The sequence below is a fragment of the Acidovorax sp. JHL-3 genome, assembly GCF_000526295.1.
Taxonomy (GTDB): Bacteria; Pseudomonadota; Gammaproteobacteria; order Burkholderiales; family Burkholderiaceae_C; genus Acidovorax; species Acidovorax defluvii.
In genome coordinates, this window is record NZ_JAFU01000001.1 from 1 (window position 1) to 18,121 (window position 18,121).

Annotated in this window: 14 protein-coding genes, 1 tRNA gene and 1 pseudogene; 8 read left to right on the forward strand and 8 right to left on the reverse strand. The window is 60.4% G+C overall.

Annotated elements, in window-relative coordinates; translation table 11 throughout:
- Positions 1-1,689: 1,689 nt before the first annotated feature.
- The 7 genes and pseudogenes from K226_RS19735 to K226_RS0100035 form a co-directional block, all read right to left on the reverse strand.
- The gene (locus K226_RS19735) at positions 1,690-1,983 is read right to left on the reverse strand and encodes a hypothetical protein (RefSeq protein ID WP_155886480.1); all 294 of its coding nucleotides are present in this window, start codon (positions 1,981-1,983) and stop codon (positions 1,690-1,692) included.
- Positions 1,984-2,274: 291 nt separating this feature from the next.
- On the reverse strand, positions 2,275-2,376 hold the full coding sequence (locus tag K226_RS20415; protein ID WP_369795458.1) for a universal stress protein: 102 nt from the start codon (positions 2,374-2,376) through the stop codon (positions 2,275-2,277).
- A 346-nt stretch (positions 2,377-2,722) separates the two neighbouring features.
- A pseudogene (locus K226_RS20095) lies at positions 2,723-4,056 on the reverse strand (SulP family inorganic anion transporter); the annotation flags it as partial.
- Entirely contained in the window at positions 4,053-4,634 is a 582-nt protein-coding gene (locus K226_RS20105) for a SulP family inorganic anion transporter (protein WP_238324183.1), read from the reverse strand. The gene K226_RS20105 and the pseudogene K226_RS20095, both read right to left, overlap by 4 nt.
- Positions 4,635-5,847: 1,213 nt before the next feature.
- Positions 5,848-7,266, reverse strand: coding sequence for a tyrosine-type recombinase/integrase (locus tag K226_RS0100025; protein ID WP_024812825.1), 1,419 nt, complete (start codon positions 7,264-7,266; stop codon positions 5,848-5,850).
- 79 nt (positions 7,267-7,345) lie between these two features.
- Complete coding sequence (gene ychF / locus K226_RS0100030) at positions 7,346-8,437, reverse strand: redox-regulated ATPase YchF (RefSeq protein ID WP_024812826.1); 1,092 nt, start codon at positions 8,435-8,437, stop codon at positions 7,346-7,348.
- Between the two features lie 82 nt (positions 8,438-8,519).
- On the reverse strand, positions 8,520-9,389 hold the full coding sequence (locus tag K226_RS0100035; RefSeq protein WP_024812827.1) for an MOSC domain-containing protein: 870 nt from the start codon (positions 9,387-9,389) through the stop codon (positions 8,520-8,522).
- 88 nt (positions 9,390-9,477) lie between these two features.
- Between K226_RS0100035 and K226_RS0100040 the strand changes: the two genes are divergently transcribed.
- From K226_RS0100040 to miaB, 7 genes are all read left to right on the forward strand, one after another.
- Positions 9,478-10,611, forward strand: a complete 1,134-nt coding sequence (locus K226_RS0100040; RefSeq protein WP_024812828.1) for an FAD-dependent monooxygenase — start codon at positions 9,478-9,480, stop codon at positions 10,609-10,611.
- Between the two features lie 50 nt (positions 10,612-10,661).
- Positions 10,662-11,387 (forward strand): DsbC family protein, encoded by a 726-nt coding sequence (locus K226_RS0100045; RefSeq protein ID WP_024812829.1) that lies wholly within the window; start codon positions 10,662-10,664, stop codon positions 11,385-11,387.
- A gap of 269 nt (positions 11,388-11,656) precedes the next feature.
- Entirely contained in the window at positions 11,657-13,507 is a 1,851-nt protein-coding gene (locus K226_RS0100050) for a M61 family metallopeptidase (protein WP_081739389.1), read from the forward strand.
- A gap of 94 nt (positions 13,508-13,601) precedes the next feature.
- Positions 13,602-14,381 (forward strand): enoyl-CoA hydratase, encoded by a 780-nt coding sequence (locus tag K226_RS0100055; protein WP_024812831.1) that lies wholly within the window; start codon positions 13,602-13,604, stop codon positions 14,379-14,381.
- A gap of 24 nt (positions 14,382-14,405) precedes the next feature.
- Positions 14,406-14,482 (forward strand) — tRNA-Met (locus K226_RS0100060).
- A 173-nt stretch (positions 14,483-14,655) separates the two neighbouring features.
- A complete protein-coding gene (locus K226_RS0100065; protein WP_024812832.1) occupies positions 14,656-15,102 on the forward strand; it encodes a hypothetical protein in 447 nt (148 codons plus the stop codon).
- 90 nt (positions 15,103-15,192) lie between these two features.
- On the forward strand, positions 15,193-16,527 hold the full coding sequence (gene miaB, locus K226_RS0100070; RefSeq protein ID WP_024812833.1) for a tRNA (N6-isopentenyl adenosine(37)-C2)-methylthiotransferase MiaB: 1,335 nt from the start codon (positions 15,193-15,195) through the stop codon (positions 16,525-16,527).
- Positions 16,528-16,771: 244 nt separating this feature from the next.
- Here miaB and K226_RS19360 read toward each other — a convergent pair whose 3' ends face one another.
- A complete protein-coding gene (locus tag K226_RS19360) occupies positions 16,772-17,050 on the reverse strand; it encodes a helix-turn-helix transcriptional regulator (RefSeq protein WP_202899890.1) in 279 nt (92 codons plus the stop codon).
- A 195-nt stretch (positions 17,051-17,245) separates the two neighbouring features.
- Here K226_RS19360 and K226_RS0100080 point away from each other — a divergent pair, with 195 nt between their 5' ends.
- A complete protein-coding gene (locus K226_RS0100080) occupies positions 17,246-18,094 on the forward strand; it encodes a hypothetical protein (protein ID WP_155886481.1) in 849 nt (282 codons plus the stop codon).
- Positions 18,095-18,121 lie beyond the last annotated feature (27 nt).

An 18,121-nucleotide genomic window follows, 5' to 3' on the forward strand; every position in this document is an offset into this window, starting at 1 on the left:
CCTCGAAACAAAGTATCCCTTGATCTACACGCATTGCCACCCGTGTGGAGGACCTGGCTGGGGTAGCACTGCTCGAAGTGCTGTTGGGAACAATTGCAGGCGCGGGCTGACTCTCTGGGGGCGTCCAGGCACGCGCCACTTGTTACGAGAGAGAAATGGGCCGCCTCAGTCTGCGGTTCTTTCCTCTCGACCCGGCTGACGCGGCAATGGTTTGTGTACGTAGAAAAGTTGTCGATGCATATCTGCGAAGTGTGTGGCGCACCGGGCACGCTGATCACCGAGCCATGGCACCGCACGCGCTGCAACGCACATATCGAGCAGCGGCCAACCTGGCCTACGTCAGCCCGGTGACCATGGCGGCCAGTTGTAGTCTTCGCATCATGGCTGCGCTTTGTGCACTAGTGGGCAGGTCGCCAGCCAACGCTCGAAGTCGGAAGTAAACGCATATCGATTGAGGCCATCACCCACGGGCACCGCCGATCCACGGAGGAACCCCACGAAGCTCTCCTGAAATGGCATTGGCAGTGAGTCCACGATCACGAACCACAGCATCGCGATACCGGTAGGTCTGGACCACGTTCATCAATTCTTCAGAAGTCATCGAGTTCTGGCGACAGTTGGGGAGCACACGGAAGCCATACATACGTCCTTCCACATCGTAGTACCCCAGATAAGCCGTAGCACCAAAATCGCCAGATTGACCCGTAATAAGAGGTACGGTAAAGCAAGGTAGTAGGTGCCCCAGCGGATGCAAATGCCCTGCGATTCAGCTTCTGATGTCCATTGGACGGGCCCCTCGGCGGGCCATCCACGCAAGGTGGGTCGCATGGAAAACCAATGCGACCCCGTCTGAGCGAATGTTGACGACGCGAACCAGTAGACGTTGCCCCTCGCGGACATGCCCGCCCCAGTCGGTTATGAAACCAGTCCGGCAATTCGTTGCCTTGGCAAGATGCCGCGCTCCTCTCCGTGAATGAGCACAGGGATAGGCGCATTGCTGCATCGGCCCAAGAAACCGTGGCCTCGACCGCGCACCGCGCAGTGAAGCTTCGCGTGCATGGATCTCTGTGGGGTGCGAAGGGTATCCGAGGTAGCCGATGGAGCCAGACCAAAGATTCATCAAGGCAGTGGATTCAAGGTAGGTTGCGGTCATCGCTTCCCCCTTTTGCCTGGCATGGCGTTCGCCTTGGCTTCCCAAGGTAGGCGCCCTCCAGAAAAGCTTGTAAGTTCGTTCGAAAACGCATGTCAACACTCCTTCATAGGCCAAGCTGTATGGACCCGCGCGATCTTGCGCAAGCCAAGCGGCCACTACATGGGAGACAAGCTGACAGCCTCGGAAAGGGCGCCGAGGCGGCGCGGTATCACATCAGGTGCAAGCCTGGCCGAAGACATGGCTCGGCGGGTTTGTAAGTACCCTCCGTGGGAGGGGCCGACCTGAGGTGTGAGGCACTACATGGGACTGATCGATGCAAGCGAGTTGGACTGTTGGGCTGTCAATATTAGAAAGAAGCACGCCGATGCTTCAAGCGTTCAACCGGATTGGGCTGTGCTTCCCAACGGTCGTGTGCGAGATACGCGTGGGGATACAGTGCGGGCGTGTTGCCATACGGCGGCCACCACAATCAATGGCAAAGCAAGCTCAAGCGTCTCCTCGATGGACAAACATCAGCATTGCAAAAGTCACTGGTATCACAAATTCAAAGTCTTGCGCCAAGACGTTGACGGCCGGTCGAGCACTTTGGCGATCAGCGCGGTTGCAATGAATGCAATCACTGCGGAACGGATCGCGTCGTTGCCGCGCGCCTGTTGACGCAGTGCGCGGGTGTAGTGCCACGCAAGGCACAACAGGCTTGCCGCAAACAAAGCCACTGCGCTCAGCGCCCACAGTTTTTCAACTGCGAGCGGCCCATTGAGATAGTAGGAAACTCGTAAGACGCTGGACCCCGTGAGTCGGATGTGCGCATCCCACTCGCGGGCGGCCAAGCCCCAATATAACGATCAACAGCGCCAGGCGCGACGACGTCCAATGTCGGCTCCCCTGCCTGGCGCTATTGCCACTGTCCCAAACGCTGCCGCATAGAGGCCAAGAGTAAGCGACTCGACAAATCCGTCCTCTTGCATCACTGCGAACAAGGTTTCTGAAGATAGAGATGCCCAGAGCAGCTTTCCGACTACTGCGGCCACGCAGACTAACCACCAGGTTTTAAAACGATGCAAACGGAGCCCTCCTTGAGTGGTGTGCCAGCCCACACCGTGGGGCGGCGGGTTTGGTCGTCAGCGCAAGATGAGTACCGGTGCTTTGCTTAAACGCAGCAGCGTTGTTGTGGTGCTGCCCACCACCAACTGGCGAATGCGGGAGTGGCCGTAGGCGCCCATGACCAGGCAGGGTGTTGCCCTGCGCCTCCAACAACTCTGGCAGCACTTGCTCAGGCTCGCCTTGGAGCATTACTGTGGCGGCGATAAAGCCCGCCTCAGTCAGCACTTTGTGGGCCTCCTGCAGTTGCACGTGGGACTCGGGTGTGTCTGCTGCCGCCATGGCGATCAACGCAGGAATGCCTTTGAGCATGGGGCTGCGAGCCAGAGTCTCAAGCATTTTTCGGGCGGTGGCGCTGCCATCGTAGGCGACCACAAAGCGATCAGGCTCGGCAAAGTGCTCGGAGGTGACCACCAGCACGGGGCGCTTGACGGCTCGGACCACACGCTCCACATGGTGGTCAAGGTGCAGCTTGGCAAAACCGGTAGCGTGGAAATGCTCGCCCAGCACAAACAGCCGCGCATCCGGCTCCATGTCTAAAACGCCATCCACCACCTCGCCGTGGCGCATGCGTGCATCCACCCATTGCACACCGACGACGCGCGCCCGTTCCTGGGCTTTGGCTAGCATCTGGCGGCCGGCTTCCTGGGCCAGCCTGCCGCGTTGGGCATCAATCTCGCTCATTTGGCCCAGCAGGGATTCCTGTGCGCCAAACCCGATGGCCCCGCTCAGGTCGGTAGCGGCAGAGCGGTCAGGGTCCCGTTCCAAAACGTGGAGAAACTCCAGCGGCACATCCAGCCGCAGGGCAGACCAAGCGGCCCAGTCGATCACGGCGGCGGTGGCTGCCATGCCATCAATGCAGGCGTATACCTTGTTCATATGTGTTGTCTCCTTGATTGTTAGTGCATCAGTTTTTCGACAGCGCCGGGCTTGTCGTGAATGGCAAAACGGTCCACCAGCGTGGCGCTGGCTTTCGTTCATGCCGATCACTTCAACCTCGGTGCCCTCGCGGCGGAACTTGAGAACGGCCTTGTCCAGTGCGCTCACCGCGGTGATGTCCCAGAAGTGGGCGCGGCTCACGTCAATGCGCACTTTCTGTACCGCTTCCTTGAAGTCAAAGGCGCCCAAAAAGGTTTCTGAAGACGCGAAGAACACCTGGCCTACGACGTTGTAAACACGTTCACGGCCCTCGTTTTCGCTGCTGCTGTCTACGCGCAGCACACGGCCCACCTTGTGCGCAAAGAAGATGCCCGACAGCAGCACACCCACAAACACACCCTTGGCCAGGTCGTGCGTAGACACGGTGACCACCACGGTGGCAATCATCACGATGGATGAGCTCGGCGGGTGCTGGCGTAGGTTGCGCACCGAGTCCCAGCTGAAGGTGCCAATGCTCACCATGATCATCACGGCCACTAGCGCTGCCATGGGAATCTGCTTGACCCATGGGCCGAGGAACACCACCATCAAGAGAAGGAAAATGCCCGCAGAGAGTGTGGACAACCTGGTGAGGCCGCCGGATTTCACGTTGATGACCGATTGACCGATCATTGCGCAGCCCGCCATGCCGCAATGAAGCCGGTAGCAATGTTTGCCACGCCTTGGCCCATGCATTCGCGGTTCTTATTGCTGGGGGTATCGGTCAGGTCATCCACGATTGCCGCAGTCATCATGGACTCAAGCAAGCCCACCACTGCCAGCGCGGCAGAGTAGGGAAGAACAATTCTCAGCGTTTCCAAATTCAGCGGGATGTCCGGGATCAGAAAACACCGGCAGGCTGTCGGGCAGTTCTCCCATATCACCCACCGTCCGGATGTCCATGCCCATTGCCATGGAGATGGCCGTCAGTACAACAATGGTGATGAGTGGAGAGGGAACGGTTTTGGTGATGTATGGGAAGCCATAGATGATGGCAAGGCCCCCAGCTGTCATGGCATACACCTGCCAGCCCCACATTGGTGAGTTCCGGCAACTGAGCCAGGAAGATCAGGATGGCCAGCGCATTGACGAACCCGGTGACGACTGAGCGCGACACAAAGCGCATCAAAAGACCCAGTTTCAATACTCCTGCCAGGATTTGCAGGACTCCGGTGAGAATCGTTGCCGCCAGGAGGTACTGCAGCCCGTGTTCCTTGACCAGCGTGACCATGAGCAACGCCATGGCGCCGGTAGCGGCGGAGATCATGCCGGGCCGGCCGCCGACGAAAGCGATGATCACGCAGATGCTGAAAGATGCGTACAAGCCGACTTTGGGGTCCAGGCCTGCGATGATCGAAAACGCTATAGCTTCAGGGATGAGCGCCAGGGCGACCACGATGCCCGCGAGGAGGTCTCCGCGGATGTTAGAAAACCATGTTTGGCGGATTGAGGAGAGATTCATAGGCAGAAGCAAAAATAGAAAGACGACGCGCAGCGACCACGAGAACCGATTGGTTTAGGCGCCACGCAAAGCAGTTAACGTGCCGACGCAAAATGCGTAGTCCAGCCCGAAAGGCAAGAACGCTTGAAGCGGCAAAGCGAAAAAGTGTGCAGGGAAATAAAGGACCGCAAGGCACGCCAGAAGGGTGCCTAGGGCCACCGGAAACACAGCGCTATGGCGGTGTCACGGAGCAGAAAAAACCGCGCGGCAACTCCGTGCATCGGGCAGTGCCCGAGCTGTGCAGGGAGAGTCGCAGCAGGTTGTGCATCGCACCATTGTAACGGGGATGACTAGACCTAAAAAGTTTGGTGCTTGCCATCATTTAGCACCGCTCAACTTGTTGGTGGCTGAAAGAAGAGGGAGCGAAGGGATTCCGCGCCTATCCACCGACGGACCTATCACCTTTACTCATTCAACGTCGGGGTGGTCACGTTCTCTGGACTACGTGATCAACCTGCTGGACTTGCCGACCAGAACAACTGGAATACGCAACGTGCAACCCGTAGCACTGCTTGCTCGGGAAAAGTGGGGATTTCTTAATCTGCGCTTTTTCCGACTCGACCCTGCAGACGCATCGATGTTGGCCTACGTAGAGGCGCTTTCAAAGCGGGTGTGCGAGGTATGTGGAGGCCCTGCCCAACTTGTCCAAGAAACCCATCTACGAACACGTTGCGAAGCGCATAGGGACGTACTGCCAACTTGGCCCACATCGGCGCGATAGATGGTTGCAAGAACACTGAAACACCATTCACGGGCTCCGGCAAGAACTGCCTCCGGGCAATCGCCGAACGCAATTGATCCATAGCCACGAGCGTATTGGCCGACGAATACTGACCGGCTAAACCGCCGCCTGCTGCCCTCCTTGCCGTGGACGGCCTTTGTATAGCGGGGCTCGTCGAAGTGCCTGCGCTTGGCTACGGACCGCTTCGAGCAAGCACGGGAAAGCTACAACACGATAGTCTTCGATGATAACAACGACCCATTGTCTGCCTATCGACGCCGTCCTTCCCACTCGATAAAAAGGAACGGTGTGAACGGATTATTTAGCAGTCGTTCTATCGGACCGTCAAAGACTAGTTGATTCACCTACCGGACTTGCTGACCGGAACAACTGGAACACGCACGATGTCCACTCTACTAACAGCCGCAAAATAATAGCCAAGCACTTTCGAGATTAAGCCGAGCGAATCAGTTCAAGCAGATGCAAGTTCCAGTCGACATCGGCCTGTTCAAGTTGGTGCATGTGCTGGCGGTACTGGAGATAGCGATCGGTCGTGGTTGCATTCGCATGCCACAGGAGTTTACGCAGTTGATCCCGAGCCCAGTTGTAGCGCTGGTGGGTGTCTTCACCCTGCAAAACGGCATCAACCCAGTTGACCCCGTAGGAGGCCCTGAGGTCATGGAACTTGAAGGAGAAATTCGGAATAGTCTTCCGTACCTCTGGGATGAGGTAGTCAGTCATGAAGCTCCTGAGGTTTTGCCCGGTCGGGGACGAGCGCTTCAGCAGTTCATGGGAGTTACGCGCTGCGTTGAGATCGTCCTTCGACTCGTAATATGGGCCACCCCGATTGGAGAGGAACAAATAGTTTTGAGGAGACTCCTTATGGTCGGACTTGACGCGCCTCGCCCGAGCTTTTTCGGACACCGCATAGGTATGGAGCCATTTATAGAGGTCCTGCGGCACAGCGAGGTACACGCCAGTCGCGTTGTTCTTGGTATCAATACCGGTCCCCGGCCCGCATCGGAGCTTAAACGGCCACTGGTTGACTTGGCTGGGCGGCACTGCAAAGTCACCCCAACGCAGTGTGAGAACAGTCTGAATCCGGGCGCCTGTAAGGAGAGCGATCAGATGCATGAGTTCATATTCGCGATTCCCGAGCTTCTTTAGCGCATGGACCAACACCTTTTGCTCATTCTGAGATAGCGGTACCAAGTTCCCTCCATCATGAATTCCGCGGTCCCAGGCATAGTCTCGCTTTGGAACTTTGATTGATAAGTCAGTTGACTGAACCACCTTCACCTGTTTGAAGCCCTGGGTGTCGCGGTACTCAAGACCAACGGCTGCGTCAACCCAAGGGGCGTTCTGGGGCCAGAAGGCCATCCTTTCGGTGTCCTTGAGGAACCGATAGAAACTCACCACCGTTTGCATACGGCCGCTGGCAGTACTGCGCTTTATAGCGCCGCTGTTGATCAAATCCTGAAGGTGATTCTTATAGAGATAGGTGGGACGAAGATATTTGTCCACCGCAGAGAAATCGTCCCAGTCAAGCCCTACCTCATCGAGGAACCTCAAATATGCCCGCAGCCCCTGTGCAAGGGGGTTCAGCGAAGATGCTTTGAGAGGGTTGGCTCGCGCTCTATCTAATAACCACAGGCAGGCCGGTGCCCACGGCGACCCATCGGCGTTCAGAACTAGAGGGAACTTAGGGAACGTTTCCCACTTGATCAACTTCGAGGCGCGTAGCTCTCGCCAGTACCTGACTCGTTCGCCCTTAACCAGGTGGTCAACCAGAATGTGTCGAGAGCCCTGCTCTGCAGCAACTTTAGTGTTGCGGAAGATAGGAAGCGTGTAGATCGACGGCCCTTCGAGCATTGAGAGTCCCGTATGGAAACATTGTGAGTGTGTCCATACAGGCGCTTTCAGTCAACTGTGGTCTTGCTCGGCGAACCTGTTAATGGAACAGGAAGTTCAGTACGTCGCCGTCTTTCACCACGTATTCCTTGCCTTCTGCGCGCATCTTGCCGGCATCCTTGGCGCCCTGCTCGCCCTTGTAGGCAATGAAATCATCAAACGCTATGGTCTGCGCGCGAATGAAGCCGCGCTCGAAGTCGCCGTGGATCACGCCGGCAGCCTGCGGGGCGGTGTCTCCAATGTGGATGGTCCAGGCGCGCACTTCCTTCACGCCGGCGGTGAAGTAAGTCTGCAGGCCCAGCAGCTTGAAGGCGCCACGGATCAGGCGGGCCAGGCCCGGCTCGGTCTGGCCCATCTCGGCCAGGAACATGTCGCGGTCTTCGTCGCCCATCTCGGCCATTTCTGCTTCCATCTTGGCGCAAATGGCCACCACGGGAGCATTCTGGCTGGCAGCATATTCCTTCAGACGATCCAGGAAGGGGTTGTTTTCAAAGCCGTCTTCGCTGACGTTGCCGACAAACATGGCGGGCTTGGCGGTGATCAGGCACAAGGACTTGAGCAGGGGCTGCTCTTCCTTGGTGATTGCCACCGAGCGGGCGGGCTTGCCTTCGTTGAGCGCGGCCTGGATGCGCGTGAGCAGCGCCACCAGCTTGGCGGCATCCTTGTCGTTGCCCGACTTGGCGGCCTTGGTGTAGCGGTTGAGCGCCTTGTCCACGGTGCCCATGTCGGCCAGGCACAGCTCGGTCTGGATGACTTCGATGTCCGAGATCGGATCAACGCGTCCGGCGACGTGGATCACGTTGTCGTCTTCGAAGCAGCGCACCACGTTCACGATGGCATCGGTTTCACGGATGTGGGCCAGAAACTGGTTGCCCAGGCCTTCGCCCTGGCTGGCACCGGCCACCAGGCCTGCGATGTCCACAAATTCGACGATGGCCGGCACGATGCGCTCGGGCTGGATGATCTCGGCCAGCTGCTGCAGGCGCGGGTCGGGCACCTCCACCACGCCCACATTGGGCTCAATGGTGCAAAAGGGATAGTTCTCGGCGGCGATGCCGGCCTTGGTCAGGGCGTTGAAGAGGGTGGACTTGCCGACGTTGGGCAGGCCCACGATGCCGCATTGGAGGCTCATGGCAGGGCTTTCTGGTGTTCTGGAGACAAACCACTGATTTTACGGGCCTGTGGCCTGGCCCGGTTTTCGCGCACCGCGACGTTCAGTCGAAACGCACATCTGCGCCAATGGGCTGCCCCACGCGCAGCACCTGCCCCACCCCCTGCCGCACGATGGCGTTCATGCCAAAGGTGATGGCGCCCCCTACACGCGGGTCCTGCCGATAGGCCTGCAAGGTGTCCGCCACCACCGGGCTGCTGTGTGCGGTGGCCGGATCGATGTTGGGAATGGGGCAGCGCGCGCAAGGCTTGACGGGCTGCAAGTGCACCTCTTGCTGCCCCACCGCCACGCGCACCATGTCCACGCGGTCTTCGTCGTGCGCCTGCACCCCCGCCAGCACCACGTTGGGCCGAAAACGCTCCATGCCCACGGGCTCCTGCCCGGCGGCCACCAGGCGTGCATTGAGCTCTGCCAACGATGCCTCGCTGACCACCAGCAAGGGAAATCCGTCAGAAAACTGGTTGAGCGCCTCGACCCCCTGGGTCCAGTCTGTGCTCGACAGACGGCGGTAGTGCGGGTCAAACCGCACCAGACGGCAGGGTTGCCCCAGAAAATCGCTGAACCATTGCGCAGCCAGGGGGCCCATGTCCCAGGCAGGCACGGTGTCCTTCCATACCGTGACGGTGGCCGGGCCCTCCACGGCATCCACTGCCAAATGCAGCGCCAGCATGCCCGGGGCGCGCAGCACCAGTTCCGAAGTCTTGATCTGGGGGCGAATCAGCGCCATGCGGGGCAAGGCGCGCTGGGTCAGGAACACGCCCTGGGCATCCACCACCATCCAGGCACGGTCCAGGTCCAGGCCGGTTTCGGTGAGCAATGCCTCCTGCACCTCCACGCCCGCGCAGGATTTGACCGGGTAAACAAACAGGCGCGAGATCGTGCCCGACAGATCGGATTCAGGGAAAGAAGTCACGCCGCAAAGCTCCTGACAGCGGCCGCAAGGGCCGGGTGCGCCATTTTGCCCCGCCCTCCGGTCCGTAGGGCCCTCCTACAATGCCGCCATGGCAAAAACCTTTGACATCTGTATCCGTGGCGCCGGCGTGGTGGGCCGCACCCTGGCCTTGCTGCTGGCCCGCGAGAGGCTGCGCGTAGCCCTGGTGGCCGCACCCGCTCCCGCGGTTGCGCCCACTGGCGATGTGCGAGCCTATGCACTGAATGCGACCTCGCGCCAGTTGCTCGAGTCGTTGCGCAGCTGGCCCGACCCGGCCCATGCCACGGCAGTGACACAAATGCTGGTGTTTGGCGACCAGGGTGGCGCAGTGCACTTTGACGCCGCCACCCAGGGCGCGGACGCACTGGCCTGGATTGTGGATGTGCCAGCGCTGGAAGCCCGCCTGGCAGAAGCCGTGCGCTACCAGCCGCAAGTGGAGGTGGTGCCAGAGCCAGTGCCCGCGGCCCTTACCGCGGTGTGCGAAGGCCGGGCCAGCCGCACCCGCAGCGAGTTTGGGGTGGACTTCGAGGTGACGGCCTACGAACAGCACGCCATTGCCACGCGGCTGACGTGCGAACGCCCCCACGGCCAGGTTGCCCGCCAGTGGTTTTTTCCCGACGGCATCCTGGCTTTTTTGCCGCTGGACGGTGCGCAGGGGAACTCCGTGGCAGTGGTCTGGTCTGTCATCAAGGAACGGGTGCCCGAGTTGCTGGCGCTGGAACCGCAGGAATTCGCCCAGCGCCTGCAAGATGCCAGTCATGGCGCACTCGGCGCATTGCAACTGAGTGGTGAGCGTGCGGCCTGGCCCTTGCAGCAGGCGCGCGCCAACCGCTGGTGCGGGGCTCTGCCTATGCAGGGCGGCCAGGCACGCAGCTGGGTACTCGCCGGTGATGCTGCGCACAACGTGCATCCGCTGGCAGGACAAGGGCTGAACATGGGGCTGGCAGATGCGCAGGTCCTGGCCCGCGTGCTGCACGGACGCGACTACTGGCGCAGCGTGGCGGATTTGCGCTTGCTGCGCGGTTACGAGCGCGAGCGCAAGGCGGACATGCTGCCCATGGGGCTGGCAACCGACAGTCTGCAGCAGCTTTTTGCGCGGACCGAAGGGCCATGGCAGGCGCTGCGCAACTGGGGCATGAAAGGTTTCGAGCGCAGCGGCCCCCTGAAGGAATGGATGGCTCGCCAGGCCATGGGAACCCACTGAATTTGGTGGCTGCACAGGCAGCCGCAGCGACACCACTGAACGAGAACACGATGCAATTGATTCCCACCCTGCTGGCCACGGCCGCTTTCGCCCTGAGTTTCACCGCTTCCGCCCAGGAGGCCGCCATCCGCAAAACGCTGGCCGAACGCATTCCGCAAATGGAAAAAATCGACGAGGTGCGCACCACTGCCATGCCTGGCCTGTATGAAGTGCGCATCGGCACCGATCTTTTTTATACCGACGCCAAAGGCAACTACGTCATCCAGGGCGAGCTGATCGACACCAAGGCGCGCCGCAACCTGACCGAAGACCGCATTAACAAACTCACGGCGGTGGATTTTTCTGCCCTGCCCCTGAAGGATGCCTTCACCATCGTGCGTGGCGATGGCAAACGCAAGGTGGCGGTGTTTGAAGACCCCAACTGCGGCTATTGCAAGCGTTTCGAGCGGGACATGCAGAACGTGGACAACATCACGGTCTATCTGTTTCTCTACCCTATCCTCAGCCCCGACTCGGCAGAAAAATCCCGCAACATCTGGTGCGCCAAAGACCGGGCCGCCACCTGGCACGACTTCATGCTGCGCGACAAGACACCCAATACCGCCAGCTGCGACACCAGCGCCATTCAGCGCAATCTTGCCTTCGGCAAAAAATACAAAATCACCGGAACCCCCACGCTGATATTCACCGACGGCTCACGCGTTCCGGGCGCCATCAACGCCCAGGATGTGGAAAAGCGCCTTGCAGAGGCCGGCAGCGCCCCCAGCAGCAACTGAACGCCTGCGGGGACATCACTCCCCGCGCCTTCCCAGCCCCCGAGACCCCGGCGGGTGAAGCGCGCATCGGAGCCAGGAGGCCGTCAGACCTGGGGCGTCGAAAGCGAAAATGGCCCCCAGCGAGGACAGTCTTTGCCGACTTTGCAGCTTCATGGCACGGTTATGGGGCAAAAATAAGGTAAATGAAAAGACCGCTGCGGCCCGTTTGCAGCCGACGTTTTCCGAGTCCGACAGCCTCCTAAGCACCCGCCTTGCACGACGCCGCACCCATGCCCACCTTCCGTACCTCCCGCAAACCCTCCAGCCAAGCCAGCCAGGCCACCCAGGCCCCCGTTCACTACCGCATCGAAACCGCCGACCCACATGCCCGGCTGTTCACCGTCACACTGACCGTGGCGCACCCGCAGGAACAACAGGAGTTGTCGCTTCCCGTCTGGATACCGGGCAGTTATCTGGTGCGCGAATTTTCCAAAAATCTGCAGCGCCTGAGTGCACAACAAGGCCGGCGTGTGCCCCTCTTGCAGCTGGACAAGCACCGCTGGCGCGCCACCTGCCGCACCGACCGCCCCCTGGTGCTTACCTACGAAGTGTGTGCCTACGACAGCTCGGTGCGCACGGCCTGGCTGGATGCCTCGCGCGGCTTCTTCAATGGCACCAGCGTGTGCCTGCGTGTGCATGGCCAAGAGGATGCACCCCATGCACTCGAAGTCGCCAGCACTGCGGCCACCGCCCACTGGTCTGTCGCCACGGGGCTGACGCCGCAGTCCATCGACAAAAGGGGCTTTGGCGTGTATGCGGCAAGCCACTACGACGAACTGGTGGACTGCCCGGTCGAAATGGGAACCTTCTGGAGCGGGCAATTCACCGCCTGCGGCGTGGCCCACCGCTTCGTGGTGGCGGGTGCCGCGCCATCGTTTGACGGCAAACGCCTGCTGGCCGACACCCAGAAAATCTGCGAGACCGCCATCCGCTTCTGGCACGGCAAGGGCAAGCCGCCAATCAAAAATTACCTCTTCATGCTCAATGCCGTTCACGACGGCTATGGCGGCCTGGAACACCGCAACTCCACGGCCCTGATTTGCGGCCGGCGTGACCTGCCCCGCACGGGCGAAGCGCGCGCCAGCGATGGCTACACCACCTTGCTCGGCCTCATCAGCCACGAGTATTTCCACACCTGGAACGTCAAGCGCCTGCGCCCGGCAGAGTTTTTCCGCTACGACTACAGCCAGGAGAATTACACCCAGCTGCTGTGGTTTTTTGAGGGCTTCACCAGCTACTACGACGACCTGCTGCTGCGCCGTGCGGGTCTGATCGACGATGCCACCTACCTCAAGCTGCTGGGCAAGGCCACCAACCAGGTGCTGCAGACACCGGGCCGCAGCGTGCAGACGGTGGCGCAGGCCAGTTTTGATGCCTGGGTGAAGTATTACCGCCAGGATGAAAACACCCCCAACGCCACGGTGAGCTACTACACCAAGGGCTCGCTGGTCGCCCTGTGCCTGGATCTCACGCTGCGCCGTGAAGGCAAGACCACACTCGACGACGTGATGCGCGCCCTCTGGAAGCGCTGCGCCGGCGGCCCCATGACCGAGGCCGACCTGCGCGCCGAGCTGGCCTCGCTAGCGGGGCGGTCCTTTGACAACGAGCTGGACCAGTGGGTGCACAGCACCGCCGAACTCCCCCTGGCCGAGCTGCTGGCCGCTCATGGAGTGGCACTCAAGCCCGAGCAGCCCCAGCTGGCGCAGCGCCTGGGCCTGCGCGTCACCGAAAACCACAGCGTGCAGCTCAAGACCGTGCTGCGTGGCGGCCCCGCCGAAAAGGCGGGCATGGCCGCGGGGGATGAGTGGCTGGGCCTGCAAGTGCAAGGCCAGGGCTGGCGCATTGCCCGGCTGGAGGATGTGGCGTTTTATGCGGGAGCGGCGACACAGGTCACCGCCGTGGTGGCACGCGATGGCCGCCTGCTGCAGTTGCCCATGGCGCTGCCGGCTGCACAGGCGGCTGTTGCCCCCGGCAAGTCAAAACCGGCAGGGCGGCGCAGCCGCAAGGCCACTGCAGCAACGCCAGACACCATCAACCTCACCGCAACCGACAGCACTGCGCTGGGACGCTGGCTGGCCTGAGCGCCAGCGCCATGGCGGAGCACAACCGGCCCGACTTTGTGCTTCGGTATAGTCCCCCAGGTTGTCTGAATAACCCATCAACCCAGGAGATTTCATGGCCTACGAAACCATTGAGGTTCGCATCGAAGCGGACAAGGTTGGCGTCATCACGCTGAACCGCCCCAAACAACTGAATGCCCTGAACGACCAGCTCATGAACGAACTGGGCGAGGCGCTCAAGGCGTTTGATGCCGATGAAAAGATTGGCTGCACCATCATCACGGGCAGCGAAAAGGCGTTTGCCGCCGGTGCCGACATTGGCGCCATGGCCAAATACAGCTTCGCCGACGCCTACAAGGGCGACTACATCACCCGCAACTGGGAGCAGATCCGCGCCATCCGTAAACCCGTGATCGCGGCCGTGAGCGGCTTTGCACTGGGTGGCGGCTGCGAACTGGCCATGATGTGCGACTTCATCATCGCCGCCGACAACGCCAAGTTTGGCCAGCCCGAAATCAAGCTCGGGGTGATCCCCGGCGCGGGTGGCACACAGCGCCTGCCGCGCGCAGTGGGCAAATCCAAAGCCATGGACATGGCCCTCACCGGCCGCATGATGGACGCCGTGGAGGCAGAACGCGCAGGCCTGGTGAGCCGCGTGGTCGCTCTGGACAAATTGATGGAAGAAGCCCTGGGCGCAGCCCTGGTCATTGCCAACTTCTCGCAAATTGCGGTGATGGCCGCCAAGGAGTCGGTGAACCGGGCCTTCGAAGGCTCACTGTCTGACGGCGTGATGTTCGAGCGTCGGCTGTTCCATGCGCTGTTCGCCACCCAGGACCAGAAGGAAGGCATGGACGCCTTCGTCAACAAGCGCACGGCGAACTTCACCCACCAGTAAATTTGTTCTATAATTTTGTTCTGCGGTGATATAGCTCAGTTGGTTAGAGCGCAGCATTCATAATGCTGATGTCGGTGGTTCAAATCCACCTATCACCACCACCATTCAAAAGCCCGCAAACAGTTCTCTGTTGCGGGCTTTTTCCATGGGCGATGTCTTCACACCAGCCGCTCTCTCACGGCAGATTTTTCGAACACCGGACGCCCGCCACCCCGGCCCAGGGGCAGCCGCGTAAAATGAGCGTCCCTTTCACCCCAGCCTCTGGATACACACCATGACCCGCTGCCGCGCCACCCCGTTTTCGGCCACAACATCACCCCACAGCTTCTGGCGCGCCCTCGCGGCTGCGCTGGGCACTGCCTTGGTGCTGGCCAGCACCCCTGCCACCGCCCAGGTACCCTCGGGCATGGGGTCGGTGCGCAACTTCCCCGATGCCGCGCTGCGCGGCGAACTCACCGTCAACAGCACAGCCGACGCCACCCTGAACGGCAACGCCATCCGCATGGCCCCCGGAATGCGGCTGTTCAGCCCACAGAACACGCTGGTCATGGCCCACACGGTTTTGGGGCAGCGTTTCAAGGTGAACTACGTCATCGAGCCCAGCACGGGCCTCTTGATTTCGGCCTGGATCCTCACCAAGGCAGAGGCAAGCCAGCCACGCAAGGCCAGCGATTCCGTCGGGCGCAACTTCCGCGTCGATTCGGACACAACCCCCAGATAACCGCCGCAACCACCGGCCTGCCCGGTGGTGTGCAGTTCACGCCACGCGCCCCTGTGCGCCATGGCGTGCATTCCCGTTTGAGAAATCGCCATGTCCAAAAAAGTCTTTATCAAAACCTTCGGCTGCCAGATGAACGAGTACGACTCGGACAAGATGGCCGATGTGCTGAACGCCGCCCAGGGCTATGAACCCACCCAGAATGTGGATGAGGCCGACCTGATTCTGTTCAACACCTGTTCGGTGCGCGAAAAAGCGCAGGAGAAGGTTTTCAGCGACCTTGGCCGCATCAAGCACCTGAAAGCCAAGGGCGTGAAGATCGGCGTGGGCGGTTGTGTCGCCAGCCAGGAAGGCGCCGAGATCATCAAGCGCGCGCCCTACGTGGACGTGGTATTTGGCCCCCAAACCCTGCACCGCCTGCCCGAAATGCTGAACGAGCGCGATCGGCAGGACCGCCCACAGGTGGACATCAGCTTTCCCGAGATCGAAAAATTTGACCACCTGCCACCCGCGCGCGTCGAGGGCGCATCGGCGTTTGTGTCAATCATGGAAGGCTGCAGCAAATACTGCAGCTACTGCGTAGTGCCCTACACGCGCGGCGAAGAGATGAGCCGCCCGTTCGACGACGTGCTGGTGGAAGTGGCGGGCCTGGCCGATCAGGGCGTCAAGGAAATCACCCTGCTGGGCCAGAACGTGAACGCCTACCGAGGCCCCATGGGCGACACCAGTGAAGTGGCCGACCTGGCGCTGCTGCTTGAATACGTGGCCGACATTCCGGGCATCGAGCGCCTGCGCTTTACCACCAGCCACCCCAACGAGTTCACGCCCCGGCTCATTGAGGCCTACGGGCGCATCCCCAAGCTGGCCAACCACCTGCATCTGCCGGTGCAGCATGGATCGGACCGCATCCTCATGGCCATGAAGCGCGGCTACACCGCCATGGAATACAAGAGCACGGTGAAGAAGCTGCGCGCCATCCGCCCCGATCTGGCCATGAGCAGCGATTTCATCGTCGGTTTTCCTGGCGAAACCGAAGAAGATTTCGGCAAGATGATGAAGCTCATCGACGACATCCACTTTGACAACAGCTTCAGTTTCATTTTCAGCCCCCGCCCCGGCACGCCCGCGGCCGGCCTGCACGACGACACCCCGCACGATGTGAAACTGCGCCGCCTGCACGAGCTGCAGGCCGTCATCAACGCCAACATCAAGACCATCAGCGAAAGCCGCGTGGGCACGGTGCAGCGCATTCTGGTGGAAGGCGCCTCCAAGCGCGACACCACGGAGCTGATGGGCCGCACCGAGTGCAATCGCGTGGTCAACTTTGTGGGCCAGCCCCGCCTGGTGGGCCAGATGGTGGATGTCACCGTCACCGAAGCCAAGGCGTACACACTGCGTGGCGAGGTGCTGGTACGCGCCGTGGCGTGATGGGTTCACTACAAAAAAGTGAGCCGCCAGCGCACGATTTATCTACACTTCAGTTCGATTTATATTTGAAACCATTTATAGATAAGCGCTAAAAGCTAATTAGAAGATAGCTATTACACAGTGCAGCACGCACAAAAAAACCGGCCTCACGCCGGTTTTTGCTTTTGTTTCGATAGCTTCCAGAGCCTGCTACACAAGCGCTGGAGCCCCAAAAGGCTTAACACGCAAATTGGAGTGTCCGCAGTCAGTTAATACAAGGCTCAGCGGGAACAATGCCTGCTAGCCAAGCATCGAGATCACTTCTCTGCGCTTGGGACAGATTTTGCAGTCGTAGGACAGCGTTTGCCAGCCAATCGTCTTCGCAATAGAAGTACGCAACATCTACCTGCAAAGCTTGGGCAAGCTTGCACGCGATATTGAAAGCAGGCTCATGCACGCCTGTCTCGTAGCGACTGATGCGTGCACTGCTGCTGCCTTCATCCAAGCCGATCATCACCCCCAGCTTATCTTGGGGCAAGCCCATCCGCTCACGTGCTTGGCGCAGGCGTGCGCCGAAGCAGCAGGGGGAATGGACGGCTTGTTTGACCACCTGGGCATGGTCGCCAGACTGCCATATGCTGTCTCTACGAAAAACGTAGAATTCGAGGGCGCGGGCTGACTCATAGCCTTCGTACCGGTGCCCCGCTCCAAGTTTCCACCCTTCTTTCTTAAGGATTTCATGACTTCCAGATTTTTGCCTTACATGCTGGCCCTGTTGGCTCTCTCTGCATGCGGCGGGGGCGGCGACTCGGAGCCCGGCACTCCCGGCACTCCCGGTACTCCGGTTGCAAGCGGCTCGACGAGCTCGCCGAAGTCCCTCAGCTCTGAGTCCTCCAACACGATTGGCACGGACCCCTTCTTTAACAACTTCACCTACGTCGCATCGGCTGGCGAACGGCTCGTGGTTCGGGTTAACCTTGCGGTGCCGTTGTCAGACACCGAGTCCGCCCGCTGCGCCTCCAACCTAGGGACCGGCTCCGCTCCTAGCAGCTACTCATCGCAGGTTCACATCTACGACTCGCGCGGACTGCGAGTCGGTGGAATCTGCGGCGAGGACCTCACCTTCAAATTCGCGGCACCCGGAACGTACATGCTCAACTTTGAGTTCCCCTCGAACGGAGGAGGAACAGTCAACGCAGCGTCGCTGGTAGGAGCTTCTCCAGTTCAATTTTCGGACAGCGGCGACGGCACACCCACTCGCCCAAAGAAGCTCAGTACGCTTACAGGCAATGCAATAGGCAGCGACCCCTTTAACAGTTACTACTGGGTACAGGCCGCGCAGGGTGAAAACTTTGTCTTGGGTGTTCAACTGCACAGGCCGCTCACGCAGGCCCAGAAGACCCGCTGTGCGTCGGGTGCGGAATCCACCAACAACGCGCAGTTGCGGGTGTTCAATGCCAGCCTTTCCCAGCAGGTGGCGGTCGCATGTGGAGAAGGCCTGCGATTCGTCGCGCCCGCCGCAGGCACCTACATCATTCAAACGGACTACGGCGTAAACGGCGGAACGCTAAACGCCTCCCGCCTCTGAGTTGGGCTGACCAGCAGCAGTGCTAGG

Coding starts and splice junctions, on each gene's coding strand:
- K226_RS20415 (WP_369795458.1), bottom strand. CDS start 2,376: ATGGGCGCCTACGGCCACTCCCGCATTCGCCAGTTGGTGGTGGGCAGC.
- K226_RS20105 (WP_238324183.1), bottom strand. CDS start 4,634: ATGAATCTCTCCTCAATCCGCCAAACATGGTTTTCTAACATCCGCGGA.
- K226_RS0100025 (WP_024812825.1), bottom strand. CDS start 7,266: ATGCTCGAAGGGCCGTCGATCTACACGCTTCCTATCTTCCGCAACACT.
- ychF (WP_024812826.1), bottom strand. CDS start 8,437: ATGAGCCTCCAATGCGGCATCGTGGGCCTGCCCAACGTCGGCAAGTCC.
- K226_RS0100040 (WP_024812828.1), top strand. CDS start 9,478: ATGGCAAAAACCTTTGACATCTGTATCCGTGGCGCCGGCGTGGTGGGC.
- K226_RS0100045 (WP_024812829.1), top strand. CDS start 10,662: ATGCAATTGATTCCCACCCTGCTGGCCACGGCCGCTTTCGCCCTGAGT.
- K226_RS0100050 (WP_081739389.1), top strand. CDS start 11,657: ATGCCCACCTTCCGTACCTCCCGCAAACCCTCCAGCCAAGCCAGCCAG.
- K226_RS0100055 (WP_024812831.1), top strand. CDS start 13,602: ATGGCCTACGAAACCATTGAGGTTCGCATCGAAGCGGACAAGGTTGGC.
- K226_RS0100065 (WP_024812832.1), top strand. CDS start 14,656: ATGACCCGCTGCCGCGCCACCCCGTTTTCGGCCACAACATCACCCCAC.
- miaB (WP_024812833.1), top strand. CDS start 15,193: ATGTCCAAAAAAGTCTTTATCAAAACCTTCGGCTGCCAGATGAACGAG.
- K226_RS19360 (WP_202899890.1), bottom strand. CDS start 17,050: ATGGGCTTGCCCCAAGATAAGCTGGGGGTGATGATCGGCTTGGATGAA.
- K226_RS0100080 (WP_155886481.1), top strand. CDS start 17,246: ATGACTTCCAGATTTTTGCCTTACATGCTGGCCCTGTTGGCTCTCTCT.